Origin of the sequence: Streptomyces sp. NBC_00104, assembly GCF_045160825.1 — a bacterium.
Taxonomy (GTDB): domain Bacteria; phylum Actinomycetota; class Actinomycetes; order Streptomycetales; family Streptomycetaceae; genus Streptomyces.
Genome location: NZ_CP108215.1, coordinates 8,350,281 through 8,375,652 on the forward strand (window position 1 = coordinate 8,350,281; position 25,372 = coordinate 8,375,652).

Here is a 25,372-nt window from a genome sequence, read left to right on the forward strand (position 1 = left end):
GGGCGGGGGGCCGTTGGGCCCACACGGCGCACCCCGACCGGCCCCTGGGACCGGGCCATGGGCCGCTGGATGCTCGAAGTGCCGAGGAGTTTCGAGGAGGCCCGCGATGACGGACGACGACCGCAGCCGACCCATGGTTCACGCCCTGCTCGCGGACGGCACCACCGTGTGCATCCGGGCCGTGACGCCGAGGGACCGTGCACAGCTCCAGGGGTTGTACGAGGAGATGTCCCCGGAGCATCTCCGGATGCGGTTCTTCGCCGCGAGCCGGCGCTCCGCCGCGATGGCGGCCGACCGGGCCTGTGCGCCGCCGCGCCCCGGATACCGGGCGCTCCTGGCCGAGACGCACGGCCAGGTGATCGGCCTGGCCGAGTACGAGACCGGCGAGGACAAGGCATCGGCCGAGATCTCCGTCGCCGTGGCCGAGGGACTGCACCACCGGGGCGTCGGCACCCTCCTCGTGGAACATCTGGTCTCGGCTGCCCGCGCGGACGGCGTCAGCACGTTCACCGCTGACGCGCTCAGCGAGAACCGCCAAGTGCTCCGGCTCTTCGCCGATCTGGGACTGCGTACGGCCCGTCACTTCGAGGGCCCTGAGGTGCGCTGCACCATCGAGCTCGCGGAGGATGAGACGTACCTGTCCACGGTGGAGACACGTGGTCGGGCCGCGGATGTGGCCAGCCTGGTGCCGCTGCTGCGGCCGGACGCCATCGCGGTGGTCGGTGCCGGGCGCAGGCCCGGGTCGGTGGGACGGGCTCTCCTGCACCATCTGCACGCGGGTGGTTACACCCGGCACCTGTACGCAGTGAACCCCGCCGCGAGCTCGATCCTCGGCGTCCCTTCCCACCCGTCGGTCGGTGCCCTGCCCAGGATCCCCGACCTCGCGGTGCTCGCCGTGCCCGCCGCCGTGGTCCCGGCGGTCGCCGAGGAGTGCGGGAAGGCGGGCGTACGCGCCCTGCTCGTCGTCACCGCCGGGCTGGACGCGGACCAGGCCCGGGCCCTGCTGGCCGCCTGCCGTTCGCACGGCATGCGGCTGGTGGGCCCCAACTGCCTCGGCATCTCCAACACCGACCCGGAGCTGAAGCTCGACGCGACCTTCGCCGCCGGCCATCCGCGCCCGGGCACGGCCGGTGTCGCCGTACAGTCCGGCGGGGTCGGCATCGCGCTGCTCGACGGCCTGTCCCGGCTGGGCATCGGCGTCTCGTCCTTCGCCTCCCTCGGCGACAAGTACGACGTCAGCGGCAACGACATGCTCCAGTGGTGGGAGAGCGACGGCACCACCGACCTCGCCCTGCTGCACCTGGAGTCGTTCGGCAACCCGCGCGCCTTCTCCCGCACCGCCCGGCGCGTCACCCGCCGCCTGCCCGTGCTCACCGTGGACGCGGGCCGCACCGAGGCGGGCCGGCGCGCCGCCGCCTCCCACACCGCGGCCGCCGCCACCCGCACCATGACCCGCGGGGCCCTGTTCACGCAGGCCGGTATCACCGCCACCCGGTCGATCGGTGAGCTCCTGGAGACCGCCGCCCTGATGCACTCCCAGCCGCTGCCCGCGGGACCGCGCGTGGCGATCGTCACCAACGCGGGCGGAGCCGGTGTCCTCGCCGCCGACGCGTGTGCCGAGGCCGGACTGTCCCTGCCCCCGCCGACCCCGGCACTGATCGACGACCTGCTCGCCGTCCTCCCGGACGGCGCGGCGGCCGGCAACCCCGTCGACGCCACCGCCGCCGTCACGGAGGAGCAGCTCAAGGACTGCGTGGACCGGATCATGCGGTACCCGGGCATCGATGCCGTACTGCTGGCCCTTGTTCCCACCGCGGTGGCCGAGGCGACCGGTGACGACCTGATCCGGGCCCTCACCGACGCTCCCGGTCACCGGGCACGTCCGGTGGCCGCCGTACGTCTCGAACAGGATCTGCCCGTCAGGCTGTTGCCCGCCGCGGACGGCGGCACCATCCCCTCGTACGCCGAACCCGGGGCAGCGGCAAGGGCTTTGGCGCACGCGGCCCGCCGTTCGGCGTGGCTGAGCCGCCCGGCGGGGACGATCCCGACACTGGTCCAGGTCGATTCGGCCCGCGCGCACGCGGTCGCCGAGGCGTACCTGACCGCGCACGCGGACGGCGGCTGGCTCGACCCGCGCACCTGCGCCGAACTGCTCGCCTGCTACGGCATCCCGCAACTGCCCTGGGCCTGGGCCGAGACCGAGGACGACGCAGTCCTGGCGGCCGAGCGGCTGCGCGGTGCCGACGGCCGGGTGGTCCTGAAGGCACACTGGCCGGGCCTGCTCCACAAGAGTGAACAGCGCGCCGTTCATCTCGATCTCCAGGGAGATGCCCAGGTGCGTGCCGCCTTCCGCGACTTCGAGACCCGGTTCGCCGGACTCATGACCGGAGTGGTGGTCCAGCCGCTCGCCGCGCGCGGCACCGAACTGTTCGCGGGCGTGATGCAGGACCAGGTCTTCGGCCCGCTCGTCCTCTTCGGGCTCGGCGGCACCGCGACCGAGGTCTTGGCCGACCACGCTGCCCGGCTCGCCCCGCTCACCGACCACGACGTGCACGACCTGATCACGGCCCCGCGCTGCGCCCCGCTGCTGTTCGGCACGCACGGCGGCGGACCGGTCGACCTCGAAGGGCTCGAACAACTGCTCCTGCGCCTGTCCCGCATGGCGAGCGACCTGCCGCAGCTCGCCGAAGCCGACTTCAACCCCGTCCTCGCGACACCCGGCGAGGTCACCGTGCTGGACGCACGCGTGCGCCTGCTGCCGCGCATGCCACAGGACCCCTACCTGCGCCGACTGCGCTGAGGAGGAAGGCGAAGGCAGGTGAAGCACAACACGTGCGGTCACGCTCGACGGCCCTGTGGAGCGCACGAGCGTGCGGCCGGACGGCCCGGCCCGGCACGGTGTGGCGCGCAGGGAGGGACTGACGGTCGAGGCGATGCCCGCCCGGTCCGTCACGTTCGGCGGTTGCCTGGAGGAGGGGGCCAAGGGTTCATCGCCCGGAAGATCGTCTGGGAACGCGGCCACAGCGGGGCGATCAGGCCCGCTCTTCCGGAGTGGTCGTCTCCGAGCCGCCCAGGTCCAGGCGGAACGGCGGGTACTTGTCCGTCATCAGAGTGGCGTACGCGGCGACCCGCAGGACCCAGCGGTTGAGGCCGACGATCAGGTCGAACAGGTCCTTCGGATACTTCTCGGTGAAGGCCAGGATCACGGCCGCGATGAGCGTCAGCACCCCGATCAGGCCGCCGGACGACCAGCCGAGGTGGGAGCCACCGGTGAAGAAGGCGATGACGAGGTAGTGCGGGATGGCCAGGAGCCACCACTTCACCAGCACCAGGCCGCGGGAGAGCCGCTCCGGGTAGGCGATGTCCAGCCGTGCCGGGTAATCCGGTTCCTCGCCCAGGCTGAACGGCGGGTACCGGTCGGTGCCCAGGGTGTCGTACGAGTAGTAGGCGACCCGCCAACTCCAGCGCATCACTCCCAGGTTGAAGTCGAACAGGGCGCGGGGGTAGCGCTCGGTGAACAGGATGGCGAAGAACGCGATCACGGTCACCACGGTGAAGGCGATCCAGAGGAAACACAGCACCACGTAGTGGGGAATGGCGAGGATCCACTTCACGAGCCACAGCCATCGGGACAGTGGCGTGTCGATACGCGCGTTCACCTGGACCGGGCTGTCCGGAAATCCCACCGGGGTCGTCATGATGATCAGCTCCTTCGCCCCGGCGTCTGAGTCGCCGGGTGGGCTCATGACCAGCCTGGCCGCTTCCGCGTCACCCCGCGAGGGCAGGGTGGGCCCGTCCGGGGACCTGTCGGCCCGTACAGCCGCCGGTTCGGGGCACGCTCGGCCCGGAGCGCCCCGCCCGGTCCGGCAACGGGGACCGGGCTGCCCATGCGGACGGCGGCCGTCACGGGCAGGCTGGAGGAATGAGGTCACTCCGTTCGAGGGCGGCCACCCAGGGGCGTCCCACCGTCCTCGGCACCGACGTCCCCAGGGACAGCGGGTGGCCGCGCGCAGGAGCCCGGTCGCTGCTGGTCCCCCCACCGGCACCCGCAAGGCCCAGGAAGGGATCGTCATGAAAGCACTCGTATTCCACGGTTCCGGCAAGTCCGCCTGGGAGGAGGTCGCGGACCCGGGGCTGCAGGAGGCCACCGACGCGATCGTCCGCGTCGACGCCGTGACCATCTGTGGGACCGACCTGCACATCCTCAAGGGCGATGTGCCGGAGGTACGCCCCGGCACGGTGCTCGGGCACGAAGCCGTCGGCGAGATCGTCGAGGTGGGCGGCGACGTGCGCGGTGTCCGGCCCGGCGACCGTGTCCTGGTCTCGTGCATCACGGCGTGCGGCCGCTGCCGCTTCTGCCGGGAGAGCGCGTACGGGCAGTGCCGGGGCGGCGGAGGCTGGATCCTCGGCCACCTGATCAACGGCACCCAGGCCGAGTACGTCCGTGTGCCGTACGCGGATCTGTCCGTGTACCCGCTCCCCGGTTCGGTGGACAGCAAGGACGCCGTCCTGCTGGCCGACATCTTCCCCACCGCCTACGAGGTCGGTGTGCTGAACGGGCACGTGCGGCCCGGAGACACCGTCGTGGTGGTCGGAGCGGGGCCCATCGGCCTCGCCGCGATCGCCACCGCGCAGCTGTACACGCCCGAGAAGATCATCGCCGTGGATCTCGCCCCGTCCCGGCTGGACGCCGCCAAGCGTCTGGGCGCCGATGCCGTGGCCGCCGCGGGTGAGGAGGCCGAGCAGTTGGTCGCCGACCTCACCGAAGGGCTCGGCGCCGACGTGGTCATCGAAGCGGTCGGGGTGGCGGAGAGTTTCGAGACGTGCACGCGCATGGTGCGGCCCGGCGGGCATGTGGCCAATATCGGCGTACACGGCAAGCCCGCGACACTGCACCTCGAAGATCTGTGGATCAGGAACGTGACGATCACGACGGGCCTGGTCGACACCCGTTCCACTCCCACGCTGCTGCGCATGATGGCCGCCGGCCGGCTGTCCGCGGCGTCCATGGTCACCCACACGTTCCCGCTGGACCGGATGGAGGAGGCGTACGACGTCTTCTCGCGGGCCGGCGACACCGGTGCGCTCAAGGTCGTTCTCGGCGAGCCGCAGCACGATGTGCTGACGGTCCGAGCGTCCTGACAGGTCCGAGCGTCCTGACAGGAGGGCGGCCGGCGGCTGCGGCCGCGGGCGTGTGCTCTTCCCGCCCGTCTTCCGCCTCGCGCGGGCCTTTCCTGAAAACCGGTGCTCCGTCCCGGGCCCCTCGGCCTTCATTGGAACGCGGCGTGGATCTCCTGCTCGGTGGCGGTGTGGGAGACCAGCAGGAGTTCGTCGCCGGCTCGGAGTGTGAACGTCGGTGTGGGGACGGTCGGTTGCCCGTCGCGGACGATGGTGGCGATGACGGTGCCGTCGGGCAGCGGTACGTCGGCGAGGGCGTGGCCCGCGGTGCGGGACTGCGGGGTGATCGCGGTTTCGATGACATCGACGCCCGCCTTGCTCAGCCGCAGGAGGGCGACCGTGTCGGTGGCGCCGGTGGCCTCCTCGATGAGGGAGATCAGCGGGGTGGCGGCGGGGACGGCGACGTCGACGCCCCAGCGCTCGTCGAACAACCAGGCGTTCTCGGCGTCGTTGACGCGGGCGGCGACGCGGTCCACGGCGAACTGCCGTTTGGCGAGCAGACTGATGACGAGGTTGTCCTCGTCGTCGCCGGTGGTGGCGATGACGAGGTCGGCGGTGAGGGCTCCCGCGTGTTCCAGGAGGGCGGGTTCGCAGGCGTCGCCGGCGACCAGGCGGAGGGGGAGGCGGCCCTCCAGCTCGGCGACGCGGTCGTCATCGGCGTCGATCAGCGTCACCTCGTTGTGGGCGGCGGCGAGCACCTGGGCGACCTGGGTGCCGAGCCGTCCGGCCCCTGCGATGAGCACGTTCATGTCCCCAGTTCCTTGTCCAGGAAGCCGCGCAGCCTGCCCAGCGCGGTGGCGGCGACGGCGAAGGTGACCAGATCACCCGGGCGCCCGGTGGTGCTGTGGGCGGGGACGAGGGAGTGGCCGCCACGGGTGACCTCGACGACGCGGATCTCGCCGTCGACATCGAACTCGGCCAGTCGCCGCCCGGTCAGATAGGCCGGCAGCTCGGAGCGGTAGAGCAGGGTCTCGCCGTTGCCGAAGCTGATCTCGGGGGAGAGGTGGCGGTGCAGCAGCATCCGGTGGATCCGGTGGACCGTCCAGCGGACGCTGCCGATGGTGGGGATGCCGAGCTCACGGTAGATGTCGGCGCGTCGGGGGTCGTGGATGCGGGCGAGGACGTTCGGCACCCGGTAGGTCTCCTTCGCCGTCCGCGCGCTGACGATGTTGCTGTTGTCCCCGGAGGTGACGGCCACGAAGGCGTCGGCGTGCTCGATACCGGCCGCCTCCAGTACGGCCCGGCTGTAGCCGTTTCCTTCGTGGAAGTGGATGCGGGAGGTGTCGGGCAGCCGCCGGGCCGCCTTGGGGCGCCGGTCGACGACGTGCACGTCGTGCCCCTCGGCGGCGAGCTGGACGGCGAGTGCGGAACCCACTCGTCCGCAACCCACGATGATCACTCTCATCGGTTCACCCCTTTCCGGGCCTCGGCCCGGTGGTGACGAAGCCATCCCTTGCGGGCCTCGTCCGCCAGCAGCGGCAGCACTCCGAGTCCGGCCAGGAGCGCCCAGTCCCCGGCGGCCAGCGGCGCGGTGTTGAAGACCGCCTGCAGCACGGGGAGGTAGCTGATCGCGGCCATGAAGGCGATGCCGAGGAATCCGGCGGCCAGCAGCGCGGGGTTGGACAGCAGCCCGGCCTTCAGGACGCTCTGTCGGTCCGTGCGCATCGCGAGAGAGATGAAGAACTGGCTGAGTACGATCCCGGCCTGGACCATGGTGACCGCCTCCCGGTAGACGGGATCGTCCTCGGTGAAGTCGCCGAAGGGGATACCCGCGGAGTTGATGTGCCAGAAGAACACGGCGGACACGCCGAGAGCCTGGATGCCGCCCAGGAACAGAATCCGGCCCACCACCGCGGCCGAGAACAGCGGCTCGCGGCGGGAGCGCGGCGGGCGGTCCATCACGTCGGCTTCCGGCGGCTCCGCGCCCAGCGCCAGGGCGGGCAGCACGTCGGATCCCAGGTCGATGGCCAGGATCTGTACCGCGCTGATGGGCACCAGCGGGAACCCGGCGAACGTGGCGGCCAGGATCGGGCCGAGCTCACCGATATTGCTGGAGAACACGTAGACGAGGAACTTGCGGATGTTCTGGTAGACCGAGCGGCCCAGTCGCACCGCCGTGGCGATGGAGGCGAAGGAGTCGTCCAGCAGCACCATCGACGCGGCCTCCCGGGCGACGTCGGTGCCCGAGGCCCCCATCGCGACGCCGATGTCCGCGTGTTTGAGCGCCGGGGCGTCGTTGGCGCCGTCCCCGGTGACCGCCACCACCTCGCCGCGCCGCTGGAAGGCGGTGACCACACGCATCTTGTGTTCCGGGCTGACCCGGCACAGCAGCAGCTCCGACGACTCGGCCGACAGAGCGTCCAGCGCGTCGCCGTCCAGGGTGTCGAGCCGGGCGCCGGTCACCACGAGGGGAGTGGGCCCGAGCACGATGCCCACCCGGCGGGCGACCGCCTCGGCGGTCAGCGGATGGTCGCCGGTGACCATGACGATGCGGATACCGGCCCGACGGCAGGCCCTGACCGCGTCGGTGACCTCGGGCCGCGGCGGGTCGAGCATGCCGACCAGGCCGAGCAACGTCAGTCCGGACTCCGCCTCCGCCTGCGTGGGACGGGGCCCGGACACCTCTCGCCACGCCACGGCCAGCACCCGCAGCCCCTGGGACGCGAGCTCGTCGCTCGCGGCGACGACGGCCGCGCGCGTCTCCTCGGTCAGCGGCCGGCGCTCGCCCTCCCACGCGATCGCCGTGCAGCGGGCCAACAGCTCCGAGGGCGCTCCCTTGGCATACGCGTGGTGGCCCGCACCGCCGCGGTGCACCGTCGTCATCAGCTTGCGCTCCGAGTCGAAGGGGAACTCGGTGACGCGCGGGGTCGCCACTTCCGCCGCGTCCAGGTCGACACCGGCCTTGGCGGCGGCGACGAGCAGCGCTCCCTCGGTGGTGTCGCCGAGCACCCGCCAGCGCCTGAGGTCCGTCGGCGGGACGAGCCGGGCATTGCAGCACAGCCCCGCCACGCGCAGCAGCTCACGCACCGCGGCCGGCTCGTGCACCTCGCCGACGGGTGCGTACCCCACCCCCGTCACGGGGTGCAGGAGACCGTCGGCCCACACCTCGGCGACCGTCATCTCCGCCTGGGTGAGCGTGCCGGTCTTGTCGGTGCAGATCACGGTCGTCGAGCCCAGCGCCTCCACCGCGAGCAGCTGCTTGACCAGCGCGTGCCGCCGCGCCATGCGCCGCACGCCGATCGCCAGCGACACCGAGAGCGTCGCGGGCAGCCCCTCCGGAACGAGCGCGACCATGACTCCGAGGGCGAACACGAACAGCGGGACCAGCGGCTCCCCGGTGGGGAGTCGAACAGCGAACATCAGGGCGCCGATCGCCAGTGCCGCCCCAGCCACGCGCCGGGCCATCGAGGCCACCTGAAGCTGCAGCGGGGTCTTCTGTCGCGGCGCCGCCGCGGCCAGGCGGTAGATCTTCCCGAACTCCGTTTCCGCGCCGGTGGCGAAGACCACGGCCCTGCCCGACCCGGCGACGACGTCCGTGCCCATGAACAGGCAGTTGCGGGCCTCCAGCAGCGGTCCGGCCGACACCGGTTCGGCCGTGCGGCCGACGGCGTTGCTCTCCCCGGTCAACGGAGCGTTGTTCACGGACAGTTCATGCGCCTCCACGACGCGGCAGTCGGCCGACACCGCGTCCCCGGCCCCCATCACCACCACGTCCCCGGGCACCAGCTCGCGGACCGGCAGCTCCAGCCGCACACCGTCGCGCAGCGCCCGGCACGTGTGCGGCACCATCGCCTGCAGGGACTCGGCCGTGCGCTCCGCCGAGTACTCCTGGGCGAAACCGATGCCGGCGTTCAGCACCACCACGCCGAGAATGGCGAAGGCGAGCTGCAGGGTACCCACGTCACGGGGCTCCTCCAGCGTGTACGCGACGAAGGTGATCCCCGAGGCGACGATCAGCACCATCGCGAACAGGTCCGTGAACTGGGACCCCAGCTGCCGCCACACACGCGTGCGACCCGAGCGCGGCAGCTCGTTGGCCCCATACCGGTCCAGCCTCGTCCGCGCCTCCGTCGCCGACAGTCCCCGTGCCGAGGTGTCCAAGGAGGTGAAGACGTCGTCGGAGGGCAGCCCCTGAACGGTCGACGCCGCTTCCGGACCGGGCCCGGCGTCGGCCGGCCGGTCACCCCGGCCGCCGGGCGCCGTGGCCTTCGCGCCGACGCTCATCGTCTCCGCCCGCAGGACGCCACCCACCGGTCCGGAGGCCCGGCCAGTGGCCCCCGTGCGGCTGGGGCGAACGTCTTGGCCGAGGCTTGCATCGCGAGCTCCTGGGCACTGGGAAGCGTTTCGGCGTGGCCCCTTGCGGGACGACGACCACCATCCTTGGACCTGCCTGCCGCACACCACCAGGGCCGTCCGGGCCCGGAACGCGGGCCGTTCGTCGCGTCACCGCCGACCCCGCCACGGGCGTCGGCTGCCCGTCCGAACTCGCGATGGCCGATCCCCGGGGTTGTTCCCGCACCGCGGTCGAGCCCTGCCACCAGCCTGATGCCTGGCGCCACCCGCCGCCACGTCAGCGTGTTCGTCGTCCCGAGGCCGAGCCCGAGGCCGAGCCCGAGCCCGAGCCCGAGCCCGAGGCCGAGGCCGAGCCGCGTCCGCGGACCATCGACGCATCGACCCCGCCCGGGCGCTTGAGGCGGGCCGCCCGGCGACCGATGCCTGCTCTGGGACTTGTCGTCGAAGCCTGATCGCAGGAGGTCATGATGGAACGGCTCACGGAGCGGGTGGCGATCGTCACCGGCGGTGCACGGGGAATCGGAGCCGCGACCGCGCGGCTGCTCGCGGCCGAGGGCGCCGCCGTGGTGGTCGCCGACGTCCTGGACGCCGAGGGCGCGGCGCTGGCCACGGAACTCGGCGGCCGGACCCGGTACACGCACCTCGACGTCACCAGCGAGGAAGGCTGGAAGGCGGTGGTGTCGGAAACGGAACGTGAGCTGGGACCGGTCTCGGTGCTGGTCAACAACGCCGGGATCGTCGAGTGGGCCACCATCGAGGAACAGACCCTGGAGTCGTTCCGCCGGGTCGTCGACGTCAACCTGCAGGGCGCCTGGCTGGGCATCCGCACCGCTGTGCCGTCGCTGCGCCGGGCCGGCGGCGGCGTGATCGTGAACATGTCCTCCAGCGCGGGGCTGACCGGCTACGCCGGCGTCGGCTCGTACGTGGCCAGCAAATGGGGACTGCGCGGTCTGACGAAGACCGCGGCGCTGGAACTCGGTGCCGACCGGATCCGGGTCTGCTCCGTCCACCCCGGTGTCGTACACACCGCGATGACGGCCGACATCGAAGAGTCGTTCGCCTCCGGACAGCCCATCCCGCGCTTCGGGGAGCCGGAGGAGGTCGCCCGCATGGTCGTGTTCATCGTCGCCGAGGCCACCTACTCGACGGGCACCGAGTTCGTTCTCGACGGTGGCGCGACCAGCGGAACTCCGGCTGTCCTGCCGTCGGCCCACTGACGTGCACGCCGGGCTCCGTCGATCCGTTTTCCCCGGGCGGGCGAGCCCGCCCGGGGAAACAATGGAACGGGACAGGCCGCCGCATGCAGGACCTTCGGCCCCTGGACGGAGGCTTGTCGGCCCTGGCTCCCGTCCGGCCGGGATGCCAGCGTGAACCGTGCGCGCCGTCCAGGCACCGCTGCGGCAGGAGAAGTCATGAAGGACACCGCTGTACGCAATGAGGTGATCGTCGGGATCGACCCGCGCGGGCAGGCCGTTCCGGCGCTCGCCTGGGCGGTCGACGAGGCTGTCCGCAGGCGGTCGCCCCTCCGGCTCGTGCTGGCGGTGCCGCCGCCGCCCGGCGAGCAGCACATCGACACATCCTGGCGTCGGACGATGCTCAAAGCCCAGGGCGAAGACGCCCTCGCCGAGGCGGTCGCCACGGTGCGGGCGCTGGACGCGGACGTGCCCGTGGAGACGGAACTGCTCGACGGTACGCCGTCCGTGGTGCTCTGCCAGAAGGCGCGGTCGGCCCGGTTGGTCGTCGTCGGTTCCCGTCGGCTCAGCCGACCGGAGGAACTCCTCAGCGCGGGCTCGGTGGCCGTACCGGTCAGTGCCCGGGCGGACTGCCCGGTGGTCGTGGTCAGGGAGCCGGAGCACGCGGGGGAGCGGCATCCCCATCTCGTCGTGGGCGTCGACGGAAGCGAATCGTCCAAGGCCGCCGTGGAGTTCGCCGTGGAAGAGGCGGCGCTGCACGGCGCTGCCCTGCGCGCCGTGTGGGTGTGGCGGCGGCCCGTCGTGTCCTTCGGAGACGAAACGGCGGGGCTCGACGAACGGCGCCGGATCCTGTCCGAGACCGTGGCGGGGTGGGCGGAGAAGTACCCGGATGTGCGGATCACCTGTGACGTGGTGCGCGGCCACCCGGTGGAGGAACTGGCTCTCGCTTCGGCCGACGCCCTGCTGGTCGTCGTCGGCAGGCAGGGGCGCGGAGGCTACTCCGGCATGAGACTGGGATCGGTGGTCCACGGCCTGCTGCACCGGGCGGAGTGCCCGGTGATCACCGTGCCCGAGTCCCGGCACGGCTGAGCCGAGGGTGGACCGGCCGGAGAACCGGAACCGGACGGGACAGCTCGAGTCGTCCCGCCGGCCAGGCACCGCGCCGGTGCCGGGCGACGTCGACACCGGCCTCAGCCATGAGGAGGCGGTGCGTCGTCTGACTCGACACGGTCCCAACGCGGTGGCCGCCGAACGAGTCGTCCCCCTGTACGCACGCGTGGCGGCGCAGCTCCGCGACCCACTGATCATGGTGCTGCTCGCCGCCGTCGCCCTGACCCTGGCCATCGGCGACCACGCCGACTCCGCCGTGATCGCACTCGTCATCGTGGTGAACACGACCGTGGGTGTGGTGCAGGAGATCAGAGCCGATCAGGCGGTCGCCGCGCTGTCGGCGATGTCGGCACCGAGCGCACGCGTACGGCGGGACGGAGCCGAGGCGGAGGTGCCGTCCGCGGCGGTGGTGCCGGGCGATGTCCTGCTGCTCGGCGAGGGCGACATCGTGCCCGCCGACGCCCGGCTCACGTACGCGTCGTCGCTTCTGATCGACGAGTCCATGCTGACCGGCGAGTCCGTACCCGTCGACAAGGCCGTGCCGCCCGGGCAGCCGGACGGCACCGGGCCGTCCGAAGCCGCGGCACTGCGCGCCGGCACGATCGTGGTCCGCGGCAGAGGCGTGGCGCTGGTGACGGCCACGGGAAAGGACAGCGCGCTCGGAAGGATCGCCGCACTGCTGGACACGCGCCCCCAGACCACCCCGCTGCAACACCGGCTGGCCGCGCTGGGACGGGTCCTCGCGCTGGTCACGCTCGCCCTGTGCCTGCTGGTCTTCGCCCTGGGCCTGGTACGGGGCACCGCTGCGGGAACGATGGCCGTGACCGCGATCAGCCTCGCCGTGGCCGCCGTGCCCGAGTCGCTGCCCGCCGTCGTGACCCTGGCCCTGGCCCTCGGCGCACGCCGCATGGCCGCCCGGCACGCGCTGGTACGCCGCCTGCCGGCCGTGGAGACGCTGGGATCCGTGAGCGTCCTGGCCACCGACAAGACCGGCACGCTCACCGAAGGCCGCATGGTGGTCGAGCAGGTGTGGACACCTCAGGGCGGGGCGGATCTCACCGGCTCGGGTTACGAACCACTCGGCGAGGTGCGCATCGGGGGGCGCGCCGCCGAGGGCCGTGAGCTCGGGGCCGTACGGGAGCTGCTCACCGCCGCCGCCCTGTGCAACGACGCCGAACTGAGGCCGCCGTCCCCGGAACCGTCCGACGGTGCTCAGAGCCGTTGGGCGGCGCTCGGCGACCCGATGGAGGCGGCGCTCCTCACGGCCGCGACGAAGGCGGGCTGCGAGGACCGCCACGCACTGCACCGGCGGTACCCGAGGACGGACGAGGAGCCTTTCGACAGCCTCCGCAAACGGATGACCACGCTGCACCGTGCCCCGGACGGCCGCGTGCTGGTGTCCTTGAAGGGTGCCCCGGAGGCGGTGCTCGACCGTGCCGTACTCGACGAGCCGGAGCCGTTGCTCGCGACCGCCCGGCACAACGCCGCACAGCTGGCCGCTCAGGGTTTCCGCGTCCTCGCCGTGGCGTCGGGCCTGCGCGACGACATGCCCGGCCGGGCACGGGACGCCGAGACGGGCCTGCGGCTGCTCGGTCTGGCAGCGCTCAGCGACCCGCCCAAGGAGGCCGCCGCCAGGACGCTCGCCGACTGCAGAGCCGCCGGCATCACCGCCGTCCTGATCACGGGTGACCATCCCGCGACCGCGGAGGCGATCGCCGACCGGGTGGGACTGCTCGATTCCGGTACGGCGCGCGGCAGGGTGGTGACCGGCCCGGCACTGGCAGCCGGTGAGGTGCCGGATCCCACGGAAGTACGGATCTTCGCGCGTACGGACCCGAAGCAGAAACTCGACATCGTCGAGGCGTGGCGGGCCCACGGCCACGTCACGGCGATGACCGGCGACGGCGTCAACGACGGCCCCGCGCTGCGGCACGCGGACATCGGAGTCGCGATGGGGCGCCGGGGGACCGAAGTGGCCCGTCAGGCCGCCGATCTGGTGCTGACGGACGACGAGTTGTCGACCGTGGTGGCCGCGGTCGAAGAGGGGCGCCGCGTCTACGACAACATCCGCCGCTTCCTCCTGTACGGGCTGGCCGGCGGCACCGCGGAGATCCTGGTGATGCTGCTCGGCCCCCTGCTCGGCCTGCCCCTTCCCCTGCGCGCCGGACAGATCCTGTGGATCAACCTGCTGACCCACGGTCTGACCGGGGTCGCGATGGGCGCCGAGCCCGTGTCACCCGGAGCCATGCGCAGACCGCCGCGGCCGCCTCACGAACATGTGCTGGGTGACGGACTGTGGCAGCGGATGCTGTTCCTCGGAGTGGTGGTGACAGCGGGGTCCCTCACGGCAGGGCTGGTGGCGCGCTCCCTGGACCTGCCCTGGCAGAGCGTGCTGTTCCTGTCCCTGCTCGTGGCGCAGCTCGGCGTCGTGCTCGGGCTGCGGGACCGCCTGCTGACCCGGGCGAACCTGTTACTGCCGGCCGCGGTGGCCGCCTCGGCCGGGCTCGCGGCCGCCGCCCTGTATGTGCCCTTCCTTCGGTCGGTACTGAGCACGGTCGCGCTGGGCTGGACGGAGATCGCCTTGGCGGCCGCTGCCGGCGGGCTCGGCTTCCTCGCCGCGCGAAGGGGAGGGCGGGCGCGGAAGGACGGTGGCCGTCGATGTGAGGGCGACGTGCGGTGAGGTGCTCCGACGGGCGGTGAGAAGGCGAGCCGCCGACCGGACCCACGCGGTCGGCGGGTCAGCGGGCCGGACTCGACGGCGGGCTACGCGCCTGACCCGCGTCTGTCCCGCGCCGGTCCTGCGTCTGTCCCGCGCCCTGTCCCGCGTCTGTCCCGCCGCAGGACGTGCGCGTCCTGCGGCGCACGGCGAACGCGTCGGTGTTCCGGCTGCCCGTGGCGTGGGCCCGGCGAGCCGGTTACGGGGCGCCGGGTACTGCGCGCCCTCACGAAAGCCGGGCTCTGATCGCGTGCCGCGCTCAAGCGGGGCGAGCCTGCGGCGCACCGTACCGGACCGGACCGCCGTACCGGACCGCCGTACCGGACCGCCGTACCGGACCGGACCGGCGCACCGGACCGGACCGGCGGGACGTCGTCTTCATGCCCGCTCTCCGCGGTCCCGTCCCGGGAGGCACGCGTGTGGGCCCGCGAGACGGGCCGGCCCTGGCGCCGTCCATGGTCTTCCTGGTTCTCGGCGCTGCTGGGCCCGGGGCTTGGGTCCCGCGCCCGTCCGGGAAGGCCGGCCAACTTCCGCCGGCTGCGCCGAAGGCGAGGCATACGCCGAGGCCCTCCGCGCCGACCGATCGCAACGCCGGACCGATCGCAACGCCGGACCGATCGTGCCGCCGGACCGATCGAAGGACGCGTCCTGCCCGACCCGCACCGAACGGGTGGGCGCGAACCGCTCACCAGCCCGTCAGCAGCAGATGGTTGAGGAGCAGGCCCAGGGCCGCCTGGGCCGTCAGCCAGACGCGGGGGCGGTCGAGGAAGGCGCCTGCCGCGAGCAGCCACATCGCGAACGGCAGCCAGATCCGTTCCGTCTCCGCCTTGCTCATCCCGGACAGGTCGGCGGTGAGCAGCATGAGCAGCGCCGCGCACAGCAGCAGTCCCATGCGGCGCTCGGTGGCGGGGGACGTGTGCCACCGGGCGAGGCGGGTGCCCGTGCGGCGAAGGCCGGCCACCGTGGCGGGGCCCACGACGAGGACCGTGCAGGCGAGGTTGGCCCACACCCAGTAGCCGTACGGGCGGAAGCCGCCGGCGCCCTGGTGGTAACGCTCGACCAGCAGGTGGTACGCCTCCCACCAGTTGAAGCCCGCCGTGGTGAACGCCAGCGGGACGACGGCGAGTCCGGCGACCACGTAGGGGAGGATCGGCAGCCGCCGGGAGCCGAGCAGCAGGACGACGGCGGCCATCACGGCGAAGAGGGTGAGACCGTACGAGAGGTAGCCGGTGAGGCCGAAGAGGAGCCCGGCGGCGAAGCCGGTCGTCCGTGGTCGGTGGTCCGTCACCGCGAGGGCGAGGAACGCCACGGCCCAGGCGGCGACCGCCGCGAAGTACCCGTCCGCCGACGTGCCCGCCCACACCGCCGCCGGCGCCAGGACGAGGAACGGGGCGGCGCGGCGCGCGAGGGCCTCGCTGGTGAGCGTTCGTACGGCTACGAGGACCGCGGTCGCGGTGGTCGCTCCGACGGTGATGACGAAGGCGCCCGCCCAGGCTCCGCCGCCCAGCCCGATCCGGTCGAGGAGGACGAAGGTGAGGGTGGCGCCCGGCGGGTGGCCGGCGACGTGCGGGGGCCAGTGGTCGGGGGAGCCGAGCAGGATGTGGCGGGTGAAGTCCCGCAGGGTGTGCGGGATGTCGTCAAAGCGGTCGATGACCTGGAGGTACTCGTACCTGGTCGTCAGCCGGCGGGCGATCCCCCGGTGCCAGCCGTCGACGAGGGCGAGGGAGAAGGTCCAGGCCGTTGCGGTGGCCCACGCGGCCCACACTAGGGGCCGCCAGGGCAGCCGGGCGGCCAGCGTGGGGCCGTACGCCACGACGGCGACGGCGAGGGCGAGCGCGGCGGGAGTTCCGGGGCCGGTGTGGGGCAGCCAGTTGGCGTACAGGGGTGGCCGGCCGACGTGCAGGACGTCCTCGGCGCGCTTGATGGCGATGCCGACCAACGCGGCCGTCACGACGAGCAGCGCGGCGGCGACGACGGCGTACAGGTCGCGGCGGAGATCGCGGTTCACGCTCGGAGACGTTAGGCCGGAGGGGGTCCGGTGGGCCCCCGACAGGCGCGGACGTCAGCCTTTCGTCATGAGTCGCGCACCCTCCCACCGGGTGCTTCGGGCCTAGCGTCGGGGCATGGCACGGTCTCCTTCCTCACCCGGCTCACCCGGCTCACCCGCTTCCCCCGCCTTCTGGCGCAGCCCGCTGCGCGGCCCCTGGTTCACCTCCGTCCTCGGTGTGGTGCTGCTCGCCGGGATCACGGCGCTGTTCGTGACGGGGCTGCTGTCGTACGCCGCCTACAACCCGGGCCTGTCGCCGGTGAACGACAAGACCCCGGACAAGGGGGTCCTCGGCTTCTACCTGTTCCCGTGGCCGACGGGCCCGCACTGGCTGTACCGGTTCACGCAGGGCGTTCATGTCACGCTCGGGATCGCGCTGGTCCCCGTCCTGCTGGCCAAGCTGTGGTCGGTGGTGCCGAGGCTGTTCCAGCTGCCCCCCGCGCGGTCGCTGGCCCATGCCCTGGAGCGGATCTCGCTGCTCCTGCTGGTCGGCGGCGTGCTGTTCGAGTTCGTGACCGGCGTGCTCAACATCCAGCTCGACTACGTCTTCCCCGGCTCCTTCTACCCGCTGCACTTCTACGGGGCGTGGGTGTTCTTCGCCGCGTTCGTGGTCCACGTGGTGCTGAGGGCGCCGACAGCCGTACGCAACCTGCGGCAGCTGCGGGGGAGCGAGGGGGAAGGGGCTTCGCCGCCGGTGTCCTCGGAGGAGCCCTCGCTGGTGTCCCCGGACCCGGCCGAGCCCACCGTGTCGCGGCGGGGTGCCGTGTGGCTGGTCGGGGGCGGCTCGCTGCTGCTGTTCGGGACGACCGTGGGGCAGAACTTCGACGGCCCGCTGCGGCGGACGGCCCTCCTCGCCCCGCACGGCGGTGCCGAGCCGGGCAGCGGGCCGAACGGCTTCCAGATCAACAAGACGGCCACGTCGCGGGGGATCAGCGCGGCGGAGACGAGCGAGGAGGTGTGGCGACTGGTCGTCACCGGGCCCTCGGGGACCGTCCGGCTGAGCCGCGCCGAGCTGCTGGAGCTGCCCCTGCACAGTGCGGCGCTGCCCATCGCCTGCGTGGAGGGCTGGTCCACCTCCGACCAGTGGTGGCGGGGTGTACGTCTGCGGGACCTCGCCGCCCTCGTCGGACATGAGCCCGAGGCGGCTCCCGATGTCCTGGTGGAGTCCCTCCAGCGACGCGGCGCCTTCCGCCGGGCGGCCCTGCGCGCGAACCAGGTCCGCGATGCGCGCTCCCTGCTCGCCCTGGACGTCAACGGCGAGCGACTGTCCCCCGACCACGGCTACCCGGCGCGGATCATCGTGCCCGCCGCGCCCGGTGTGCTCAACACCAAGTGGGTGGCCCGGATGACGTTCGGAGGCCTCTGATGGGGAAGTTCCGGCTGCCGATGGGCAGCCCGTTCCAACTGCTGCTCCTGGCATGCTCGTTCGCGCTCGCCGGTTACGCGGGGGTGCGGCTGCTCGCGGACGACTGGTTCGAGGTCGCGCTGTGGTTCGTGGGCGCGGCGGTGGTGCACGATCTCGTGCTGTTGCCGCTGTACGCGGCGGCGGACCGTGCGCTCGTCCGGACGGTGGCATCGGCCGGTCACGGGACGGTTGCATCGGCCGGTCACCGGGTGGGGGCACCGGCCGGTCACCGGGTGGGGGCACCGGCCGGTCACCGGGTGGGGGCACCGCCCGCGCCCGCACGGCAGCGGGGGAGGGCCGCGTATGTGCGCGTGCCCGCCGCCTTGTCCGGGCTGCTGCTGGTGGTGTGGTTCCCGCTGATCAGCGGGCGGGTGGCGGACCGTTACGAGTCCGCCACCGCGCTGTCGGCGAGTGGCTTCCTCGCCCGCTGGCTGCTGATCACGGCCCTGCTGTTCGGCGGCTCGGCGCTGCTCCTGGTGGTGCGGCTGCGCCGGGCGACGAAGGAGCGCCCGCCCGTCGCCTGATGATCGGCGGCGCGCCGTCCGAGCGGACCGGCGTGCCGCAACAGCGCCGGGGCGCCGAGCCGGGCCCCGGAGGACGCGCCCTCGGCTCCGCTGTCGGCCTCGGCACCGCTCACGAGGCGGACCTCGGCACGCTCGTGCCCACCACCGGGACCGTCTCGGCGGTCAACAGGCCGCCGGGGCACAGCAGTGAGGCCAGCCGGCGCAGGAGAGCGGACGGGGCACCGCCGATGCCGATGCCGCTGCCGTGTCGCCGTCGCCGTCGCCGTCGAGGAGCAGGAAGGTGTCCCAGCGGCTCTCGCCGGGCAGGGGGCGCCTCGCTCACCGGGCGCCGACTGCCCGCAGCCGGGCCAGTTTCGCCGCGAACCGGGTGTGCGGCGCGATCGCGGCGACGGCTTCGGCGTCGGCGGCCGTGTCGACGTCCCTGAGGAGCGGCAGGTCGCGGACCCGTAGACCGGCGGCGACCAGCCGGGCGCGCTGCACCGCGCCGGTGAGGGGCGTCGACATGGGGACCCTGCGCAGCAGTGCCGGGTCCGGCTCGGCCAGCCCCAGGGCCCAGAAGCCGCCGTCCTCGGCCGGACCGAAGTACGCGTCGCATCCGGCGAAGTCCACGGTCAGCAGGTCCGGGGTGACCTGGGGGGTGTCCATGCCGATGAGCAGGGCCGGGCCGTCGCAGCCGGCGAAGGCCGCGGCGAGCCGTTCGTCCAGTCCGCCCGCGCACTGCGGTACGACGTCGAAGCCGGGCGGCAGCCAGGGGCCGGGCTCCCCGGCGAGCACCAGGACGCGGCGGCGCGCGGGCGTCGCGGCCACCGCGCGCAGGGTGTCCACGAGCGCGGCCTCGGCGAGCGCCGCCGCCTCCGCGGGGCCGAAGGGCGGTGTGAGCCGGGTCTTCACCCGCCCCGGCCTGGGCTCTTTGGCGATGACGAGGAGAGCGGTCATCGGCGTACTCCGCCCGTCGTCGTGGGTGTGGCCGGTTCGTGCAGGACGCGGCTCATGTCCCGTACCGCCTGCCAGGTGCCCCGCCACGTGCCGGTCACCTTGGAGGCGCCGGTGCGCGGCAGATACGGCACGTCGTGCTCGGTGACGCGCCAGCCCGCGTCGGCGGCGCGCACCACCATCTGCAGCGGATAGCCGCTGCGCCGGTCGGTGAGGCCGAGGGCGAGGAGCGACTCACGACGCGCGGCACGCAGCGGGCCCAGGTCGTGCAGGCGGAGCCCGGTGCGGCGCCGCAGCATCCGGGCGACCGCCAGGTTGCCCGCACGGGCGTGCGCAGGCCAGGCGCCCAGGCTCTGCGGGCGGCGTCTGCCGAGCACCAGGTCGGCCCGGCCTTCTCGTACCTCCTGCGCGAAGGGGGCGAGGAGCGACGGGTCGAGGGAGGCGTCGCAGTCGCAGAAGCAGACGATGTCGGCCGTGGCGGCGGTCAGGCCCGCGTGGCAGGCCGCGCCGAAGCCCCGGCGCGGCTCATGGACCACGCTCGCGCCCAACGCGCGGGCCAGGTCCGCCGAACCGTCGGTCGAGCCGTTGTCCACGACGAGGGCACGCCAGCCGGGTGGGATCCGGGCCAGCACCCAGGGCAGGGCTTCGGCCTCGTCCAGGCAGGGGAGCACGACGTCGACGTTCGGATGTGTGGGAGAGGTCGTCACGGCTTTCACCCTACGAGGACGAACTTCGCATACCGGACTTCGCGTCCTTACGAAACGAGGACGTCGGGGTCCCTCACGCGGTCCGGACGTCCGGACCGCCGGGTGCGGTGCGAGGCCGACGGCATGCGACAGCGAGCGAGTGCGCACCACGCGGGCGCCGTCGCCCTCGCCCTCACCCGTTCCCGGATCTCGCTGTACGACCTGGTCGACGACGCCATGGCGGGCGCCGACCCGCTCGCCCGTGAACACGGGGACGGGCCGGCCGGCGACCGCATCGAGCCGGTGCCGGTCGAGGCGGACCGGCAAGGAGACGAGCCGAGTCCTCGGCGACCTCCTGGTCAACGCCGTCCGCCGGGGTGCGGCGGCGTCCCCGAGGTCCTACGAGCCCCGCATCCCGGCCCGCGCGAACTCCCGCATCCCCTCCGCGAAGCCGACCTCCGGCTTCCACCCCAGCTCGGCCCGCAGCCGGGCCGAGTCGGCGGTGATGTGCCGGACGTCTCCCAGCCGGTACTCGCCGGTGACGACCGGATCGGGCCCGCCGTACGCGGCGGCCAGCGCCCGTGCCATCTCCCCGACCGTGTGCGGCTCACCGCTGCCGGTGTTGTACGCGGTCAGCACACCCTCCGCCGAACCCGCCTCCAGCGCCGCCACATTGGCCACCGCCACATCCCGTACGTGGACGAAGTCCCGCCGCTGCCGCCCGTCCTCGAACACCCGGGGAGCCTCCCCGCGGGCGAGCGCCGACCGGAAGAAGGAGGCCACCCCGGCGTAGGGGGTGTCCTGCGGCATCCGGGGCCCGTACACGTTGTGGTAGCGCAGCGACACCGCCGTCCCGCCCGTCGCCCGCGTCCACGCCGCCGCCAGATGCTCCTGGGCGAGCTTCGTCGTCGCGTACACGTTGCGCGGGTCGACCGGAGCGTCCTCGCCCACCAGCCCCGGCGACAGCTCCGCGCCGCACGTCGGGCACAGCGGCTCGAAGTGCCCGGCCGCGAGATCGGCCACGTCCCTCGGCCCCGGCCGCACCACCCCGTGCCTCCCGCACTCGTACCGCCCCTCCCCGTACACCACCATCGAGCCCGCCAGCACCAGCCGCCGCACACCCGCCTCCGCCATCGCGGCGAGCAGCACGGCCGTACCCAGGTCATTGCGGGAGACGTACTCCGGCGCGTCGGCGAAACCCGTGCCGAGGCCGACCATCGCCGCCTGATGACACACGGCGTCCACGCCGTCCAGCGCACGGACGACGGCTTCGCGGTCCCGCACGTCCGCGCCCGCGTCCGAGGCCACGTCGAACACGACAGGCTCATGCCCGTGCTCCGCCAACACGTCGACGACATGGGACCCGATGAACCCGGCACCGCCGGTGACCAGTACGCGCATACGGCTCACGCTAGGACCGCGCACCGGCCGCCTCCCCGGGCCACGCCCGGCACGTCACGCTTCCGTAAGACGCCGGCCCGGAAGCCGAGCCGCTGTGCCACTGGCGGAGTGTCGGTATTCGAGGGTTGCAGTATTCGCCCGCAGGGCGAGCACTCCCACACCCGGCCCGGTGCGGGCCCTCGTCCTCTGCCACCGCGCCGTACGGGCCCCTCACGGCAGCGGAATCCCGCACGACAGAAGGCTCGCCCGGCGCTACGAGGTGCACGACGCCGGTACGGCACCGATTCTCTGCATCACCCCGAGGTGGTCGGGCTGGCCCCGTTCGCCGACGATCCGGCCGTCGGCCATGTAGGAGAAGTTCATGGCCTGCACCGAGATCTTGTTGCCGAAGTGTCACCTGATGACCACCGGGTGACCGCCAGCTGCCGGGCGCTTTGTCGGATCCCAGGAAACGATGGGAGACATCACCGCGAGCAACCAGCCGCCGAAGCCCCGCGCGAACAGCCGAACCGCGCTGGAAGGACGTGCCATGACCGCCACCCCTCCCAAGGCCCCAACTGCACCAGGAGTGCGGTCCTGGTGGGGAATCCCGTACGCCACCGCCGAGCGATACCGCCGACCCATGGTCGCGGACTTCGATCCGGACCGCCCCTATGACCGCAAGGGCATCGTTTCCGTCCAGCCCGACAGCGGCGACTGGCTCGAAGCGGACAGCGGGATGGGCGAGGACTGCCTGAACCTGAACGTGTGGGCTCCCGAGCAGCCGGCCGGGGAGGCGCTGCCGGTGGCCGTGTACGTCCACGGCGGCGGATTCGAGTACGGCGCGAACACGCAGATCACCTCGAACGCCGCCGGTCTCGCCGCGTCGGGACGCGTGGTGGGCGTGTCGGTCAACTACCGGCTCGGCGCGCTGGGTGCGCTCTCGCTCTCGCAGTACGGCGGGCGGCTCGCCGAGGCCAGCAACCTGTTCCTTCAGGACATCATCGCCGCGCTCACCTGGATCAGGCAGAACATCGCCCACTTCGGCGGCGACCCCGACAACGTCACGGTCTACGGCCACAGCGGCGGCGCCTATGCCACCTTCGGGCTGCTCGGCGCCTCCTCCGCCAACGGCCTGTACCGGCGCCTGGCCGGGTTCTCCGGCGGGCCCGCTCGTATCGTCCCGGTCTGGTGGGCGGAGGAGCTCGCGCACCGGTTCGTCACCGAACTCGGCGTCGCGGACAACCCCGACAAGCTGATCGACCTCGACGCGACTGCCCTGATGGCCGCCCTGCGCAAGGTCTGTCCGGCGGACCTCGGAGTCCGCGGCGGGGTGGACAACCAGGCCACCGGCGTCGTCCTGGACACCGGACAGCCCGGCGCGGTGGTACACGCCCACCCCATGGATGTCCTCGCCTCGGGCTCCCACCGTGACGTTGACGTGCTGCTGAGCATGGCCAGTGACGACATGGGCTGGTGGGTGGCGAACGACCTCGACCGCTTCGACCCGCACACGCTCGACCGCGTCACCGACGAGGTCGCGAGGTGGCGCATTCCCCGCTCCCACGCGAAGAAGATCGTCGATGCCTACGACCAGGGCGGCTGCACCCCTGCCGAGGTCCGCGCCGCGCTCATGGCGGACTACCTCTTCGCGCTCCCCGCGGGCCGCGGCGCCCTGGCGCACGCCGCCGCGGGCGGCGATGCCCATCTCCTGATGATCGGGCCGGCCGAGGGCGCGCCCGCCGTGCACGGCACCGAGATGTACGCCCTGGTCGGCCAGGAAAAGCCGGGCCGCAGCCCCGAGCAGGCCGAGCGTGACACGCGGATCCGCGACATCGTGCTCGACTTCGCCACCGGCGAGCAGGCCCGTCTGTGGCCCGCCGTCATGGACCGGCTCACTTCGGGAAGCGTCGGCAACCTGCCCTTCCAGGCGGGCGCCCACTACCAGGCGGCCCTCGACCTGTGGGAGAACATCGACCGCCCCTGACGGTCACCGGGCGATACCGAGATACGCAACGGTGCAGGGTCACCACCGACTGATCACCCGGGTACCTGTGCCTGGAGTCCCGGCTCCGCCTTCGCATTCCCTGGGAAAGAAGAGCTAGGAGTTCGGCATGAGCCAATCGACAGCAGCCGGCGGCGCCGCACAGGCGACGATGCGGGCCGTCGTCGTCACCCGGCCCGGCGGCCTCGACGCACTGGAGATCAAGGACGTGCCGGTGCCCGTACGCAAGCCCGGCTGGGTGCGGATCAGGGTGAAGGCGTTCGGTGTCAACGAGTCCGAGGTCACCACCCGCAAGGGTGAGTCGGACGCGGAGGTCACCTACCCGCGGGTGCCCGGCATCGAGGGCGTCGGCGTGGTCGATGAGGCCGACGAGGACAGCGGGCTGCGGGCGGGCCGGCAGGTGGCCACGATGATGGGCGGCATGGGCCGCTCGTACGACGGCGCGTACGCCCAGTACGTGACCGTCCCCGCAGCACAGGTCATCCCGTTCGAGACCGGCCTGCCGTGGGAGGTCGTCGGTGCGCTGCCGGAGATGTTCCAGACCGCCTACGGATCGCTGACCACCGGCCTGGACCTCAAGGCCGGGCAGACGCTGCTGATCCGCGGCGGCACTTCCACGGTCGGGCTGAGCGCGGCCACGATCGCGAAGGACCTCGGAGTCACCGTGCTGTCCACCACCCGCAGCCCGGACCGGGCCGGGGAACTGCGGGCCGCGGGCGCCGACCATGCCCTCGTCGACAGCGGCACGATCGCCGACCAGGTGAGCGAGTTGATGCCGGAGGGTGTCGACGCCGTACTGGAGCTGGTGGGCTGCTCGGTCCTCGCCGACACCCTCCGCACCGTCCGCCGCCACGGCACCGTCTGCTTCACCGGAGCCCTGGCGGGCCAGTGGACGATCCCCGACTTCACCCCGTTCATGATCCCCAACGGGGTGCGGCTGACTTCCTACGGCGGTCAGGCCGCCGACCTCCCGGCCGACGTCTTCGCCCACCAGCTCCAGGCCATCGCCGCAGGGCGCCTCAACGTCCCGGTCGCGAAGGTCTACCACGGCCTGGAACAGGTCCGTGACGCCCAGGCCGACGTCGAGTCCGGCACCACGCCGGGCAAGCACGTCGTCGTCCTGGACGGCTGAGACACAGGCAACTGAGAAACGTGGTGCGGACCGAACAGCCGAGCAACTCGGCGTGGTCCGCGGCTTGGTGCAGCTCGCGAAAGTGCAGCTCCACGGCGTCCAGGAAGCGCCCGTACCTGTCGGCACGGCCCGTGCCGGCCGGGGCCGTGCCAGGCAATCGACCGACCAGCCCCAAGCCCCCAATGGTAAGTGGATCGACTTGCCATCGGGGTGATGTGGAAGTTACTTTCACGGGTCCGTGCCGAACTGAAGCGCGTACCCCGATGAACATGGCGTACGTGTAGGCCGCCGACGATCCCTCCACCAACACCCACTCCACCAACACCCCAGAGGGCAGGACCCATATGAGAATCCGACTGACCGCCGGAGAAACCGTCCTCAACGCAACCCTCGACGACAACGCGACGGCACGCGACTTCGCCTCACTGCTTCCGCTGACGCTGCAGATGAACGACCTGCTCGAGCGCGAGAAGTACGGTCACCTGCCCCGGTCTCTCGCCGGGGGAGGCAAGCCGCAGTTCGGCTACGAGATCGGCAGCATCATCTACTGGTCACCCGGTCCCGGCATCGCCATCTTCTATGACCACGACGGCCAGTCCGTCCCCGACCCCGGCATCGTCATCCTCGGCGAAATCGACTCGGGGGCCGATGCCTTCAAGAAGTACGACGGCACGGTCGACGTCACCATCGAGGCCATCGACTGAGACCCAGCCGGAAACCACCGAGATCGTCAACCAGCGAGAAGAGGGGCCCCTGTCCCGGGCCTCGCG

General features: G+C 72.6%; 18 protein-coding genes and 2 pseudogenes. 11 read left to right on the forward strand and 9 right to left on the reverse strand.

Going from position 1 to position 25,372, the window contains the following annotated elements; translation table 11 throughout:
* Window positions 1-106: 106 nt before the first annotated feature.
* Window positions 107-2,800 (forward strand): GNAT family N-acetyltransferase, encoded by a 2,694-nt coding sequence (locus OG272_RS36650; protein WP_328224180.1) that lies wholly within the window; start codon window positions 107-109, stop codon window positions 2,798-2,800.
* Window positions 2,801-3,032: 232 nt separating this feature from the next.
* Here OG272_RS36650 and OG272_RS36655 read toward each other — a convergent pair whose 3' ends face one another.
* Window positions 3,033-3,698, reverse strand: coding sequence for a DUF4389 domain-containing protein (locus tag OG272_RS36655; RefSeq protein WP_326576031.1), 666 nt, complete (start codon window positions 3,696-3,698; stop codon window positions 3,033-3,035).
* 373 nt (window positions 3,699-4,071) lie between these two features.
* Here OG272_RS36655 and OG272_RS36660 point away from each other — a divergent pair, with 373 nt between their 5' ends.
* Window positions 4,072-5,142: a zinc-dependent alcohol dehydrogenase family protein gene (locus OG272_RS36660; RefSeq protein WP_405895527.1), complete on the forward strand. Its 1,071-nt coding sequence runs from the start codon at window positions 4,072-4,074 to the stop codon at window positions 5,140-5,142.
* 128 nt (window positions 5,143-5,270) lie between these two features.
* Here the strand turns inward: OG272_RS36660 and OG272_RS36665 are convergent, their stop codons facing one another.
* Genes OG272_RS36665 through OG272_RS36675 form a run of 3 tightly spaced genes read right to left on the reverse strand, consistent with a single transcriptional unit; the run spans window position 5,271 to window position 9,402 of the window.
* Window positions 5,271-5,927 carry a TrkA family potassium uptake protein gene (locus OG272_RS36665; protein ID WP_327727468.1) on the reverse strand — a complete coding sequence of 219 codons (657 nt, stop codon included), beginning with the start codon at window positions 5,925-5,927 and terminating at the stop codon, window positions 5,271-5,273.
* Window positions 5,924-6,583: a TrkA family potassium uptake protein gene (locus tag OG272_RS36670; RefSeq protein ID WP_326576026.1), complete on the reverse strand. Its 660-nt coding sequence runs from the start codon at window positions 6,581-6,583 to the stop codon at window positions 5,924-5,926. The genes OG272_RS36665 and OG272_RS36670 overlap by 4 nt, the downstream gene beginning before the upstream one ends.
* Window positions 6,580-9,402, reverse strand: a complete 2,823-nt coding sequence (locus OG272_RS36675) for a cation-translocating P-type ATPase (RefSeq protein WP_405895528.1) — start codon at window positions 9,400-9,402, stop codon at window positions 6,580-6,582. Before OG272_RS36675 ends, OG272_RS36670 begins: the two co-directional genes overlap by 4 nt.
* Window positions 9,403-9,938: 536 nt before the next feature.
* On the opposite strand from OG272_RS36675, the gene OG272_RS36680 reads away from it, so the two are divergent.
* From OG272_RS36680 to OG272_RS36690, 3 genes are all read left to right on the forward strand, one after another.
* Window positions 9,939-10,688, forward strand: coding sequence for an SDR family oxidoreductase (locus tag OG272_RS36680; RefSeq protein ID WP_326585582.1), 750 nt, complete (start codon window positions 9,939-9,941; stop codon window positions 10,686-10,688).
* A gap of 195 nt (window positions 10,689-10,883) precedes the next feature.
* A complete protein-coding gene (locus tag OG272_RS36685) occupies window positions 10,884-11,753 on the forward strand; it encodes a universal stress protein (RefSeq protein ID WP_405895529.1) in 870 nt (289 codons plus the stop codon).
* 76 nt (window positions 11,754-11,829) lie between these two features.
* Window positions 11,830-14,454 (forward strand): cation-translocating P-type ATPase, encoded by a 2,625-nt coding sequence (locus OG272_RS36690; protein ID WP_405895530.1) that lies wholly within the window; start codon window positions 11,830-11,832, stop codon window positions 14,452-14,454.
* Between the two features lie 721 nt (window positions 14,455-15,175).
* Here OG272_RS36690 and OG272_RS36695 read toward each other — a convergent pair.
* The gene (locus OG272_RS36695) at window positions 15,176-16,498 is read right to left on the reverse strand and encodes a hypothetical protein (RefSeq protein ID WP_405895531.1); all 1,323 of its coding nucleotides are present in this window, start codon (window positions 16,496-16,498) and stop codon (window positions 15,176-15,178) included.
* A gap of 115 nt (window positions 16,499-16,613) precedes the next feature.
* On the opposite strand from OG272_RS36695, the gene OG272_RS36700 reads away from it, so the two are divergent.
* The gene (locus OG272_RS36700) at window positions 16,614-17,903 is read left to right on the forward strand and encodes a molybdopterin-dependent oxidoreductase (RefSeq protein WP_326576015.1); all 1,290 of its coding nucleotides are present in this window, start codon (window positions 16,614-16,616) and stop codon (window positions 17,901-17,903) included.
* A complete protein-coding gene (locus OG272_RS36705; RefSeq protein ID WP_405895532.1) occupies window positions 17,903-18,466 on the forward strand; it encodes a hypothetical protein in 564 nt (187 codons plus the stop codon). Before OG272_RS36700 ends, OG272_RS36705 begins: the two co-directional genes overlap by 1 nt.
* 318 nt (window positions 18,467-18,784) lie before the next feature.
* Here OG272_RS36705 and OG272_RS36710 read toward each other — a convergent pair whose 3' ends face one another.
* Window positions 18,785-19,402, reverse strand: coding sequence for a DUF2064 domain-containing protein (locus tag OG272_RS36710; RefSeq protein ID WP_405895533.1), 618 nt, complete (start codon window positions 19,400-19,402; stop codon window positions 18,785-18,787).
* On the reverse strand, window positions 19,399-20,115 hold the full coding sequence (locus OG272_RS36715) for a glycosyltransferase family 2 protein (RefSeq protein WP_327727459.1): 717 nt from the start codon (window positions 20,113-20,115) through the stop codon (window positions 19,399-19,401). Before OG272_RS36715 ends, OG272_RS36710 begins: the two co-directional genes overlap by 4 nt.
* Before the next feature lie 129 nt (window positions 20,116-20,244).
* On the opposite strand from OG272_RS36715, the pseudogene OG272_RS36720 reads away from it, so the two are divergent.
* Window positions 20,245-20,470, forward strand: a pseudogene (locus tag OG272_RS36720) (two-component sensor histidine kinase); the annotation flags it as partial.
* Between the two features lie 14 nt (window positions 20,471-20,484).
* Here the strand turns inward: OG272_RS36720 and OG272_RS36725 are convergent.
* Window positions 20,485-21,486, reverse strand: coding sequence for an NAD-dependent epimerase/dehydratase family protein (locus tag OG272_RS36725; RefSeq protein WP_327727458.1), 1,002 nt, complete (start codon window positions 21,484-21,486; stop codon window positions 20,485-20,487).
* Window positions 21,487-22,015: 529 nt separating this feature from the next.
* Here OG272_RS36725 and OG272_RS36730 point away from each other — a divergent pair.
* Both OG272_RS36730 and OG272_RS36735 read left to right on the forward strand, forming a co-directional pair.
* Window positions 22,016-23,452: a carboxylesterase family protein gene (locus OG272_RS36730; RefSeq protein WP_327727457.1), complete on the forward strand. Its 1,437-nt coding sequence runs from the start codon at window positions 22,016-22,018 to the stop codon at window positions 23,450-23,452.
* Window positions 23,453-23,579: 127 nt separating this feature from the next.
* Entirely contained in the window at window positions 23,580-24,602 is a 1,023-nt protein-coding gene (locus OG272_RS36735; RefSeq protein WP_327727456.1) for an alcohol dehydrogenase catalytic domain-containing protein, read from the forward strand.
* A gap of 22 nt (window positions 24,603-24,624) precedes the next feature.
* Here the strand turns inward: OG272_RS36735 and OG272_RS36740 are convergent.
* A pseudogene (locus tag OG272_RS36740) lies at window positions 24,625-24,753 on the reverse strand (AraC family transcriptional regulator); the annotation flags it as partial.
* A 193-nt stretch (window positions 24,754-24,946) separates the two neighbouring features.
* Between OG272_RS36740 and OG272_RS36745 the strand changes: the two are divergent.
* Window positions 24,947-25,306, forward strand: a complete 360-nt coding sequence (locus OG272_RS36745) for a cyclophilin-like fold protein (RefSeq protein ID WP_327727455.1) — start codon at window positions 24,947-24,949, stop codon at window positions 25,304-25,306.
* Window positions 25,307-25,372 lie beyond the last annotated feature (66 nt).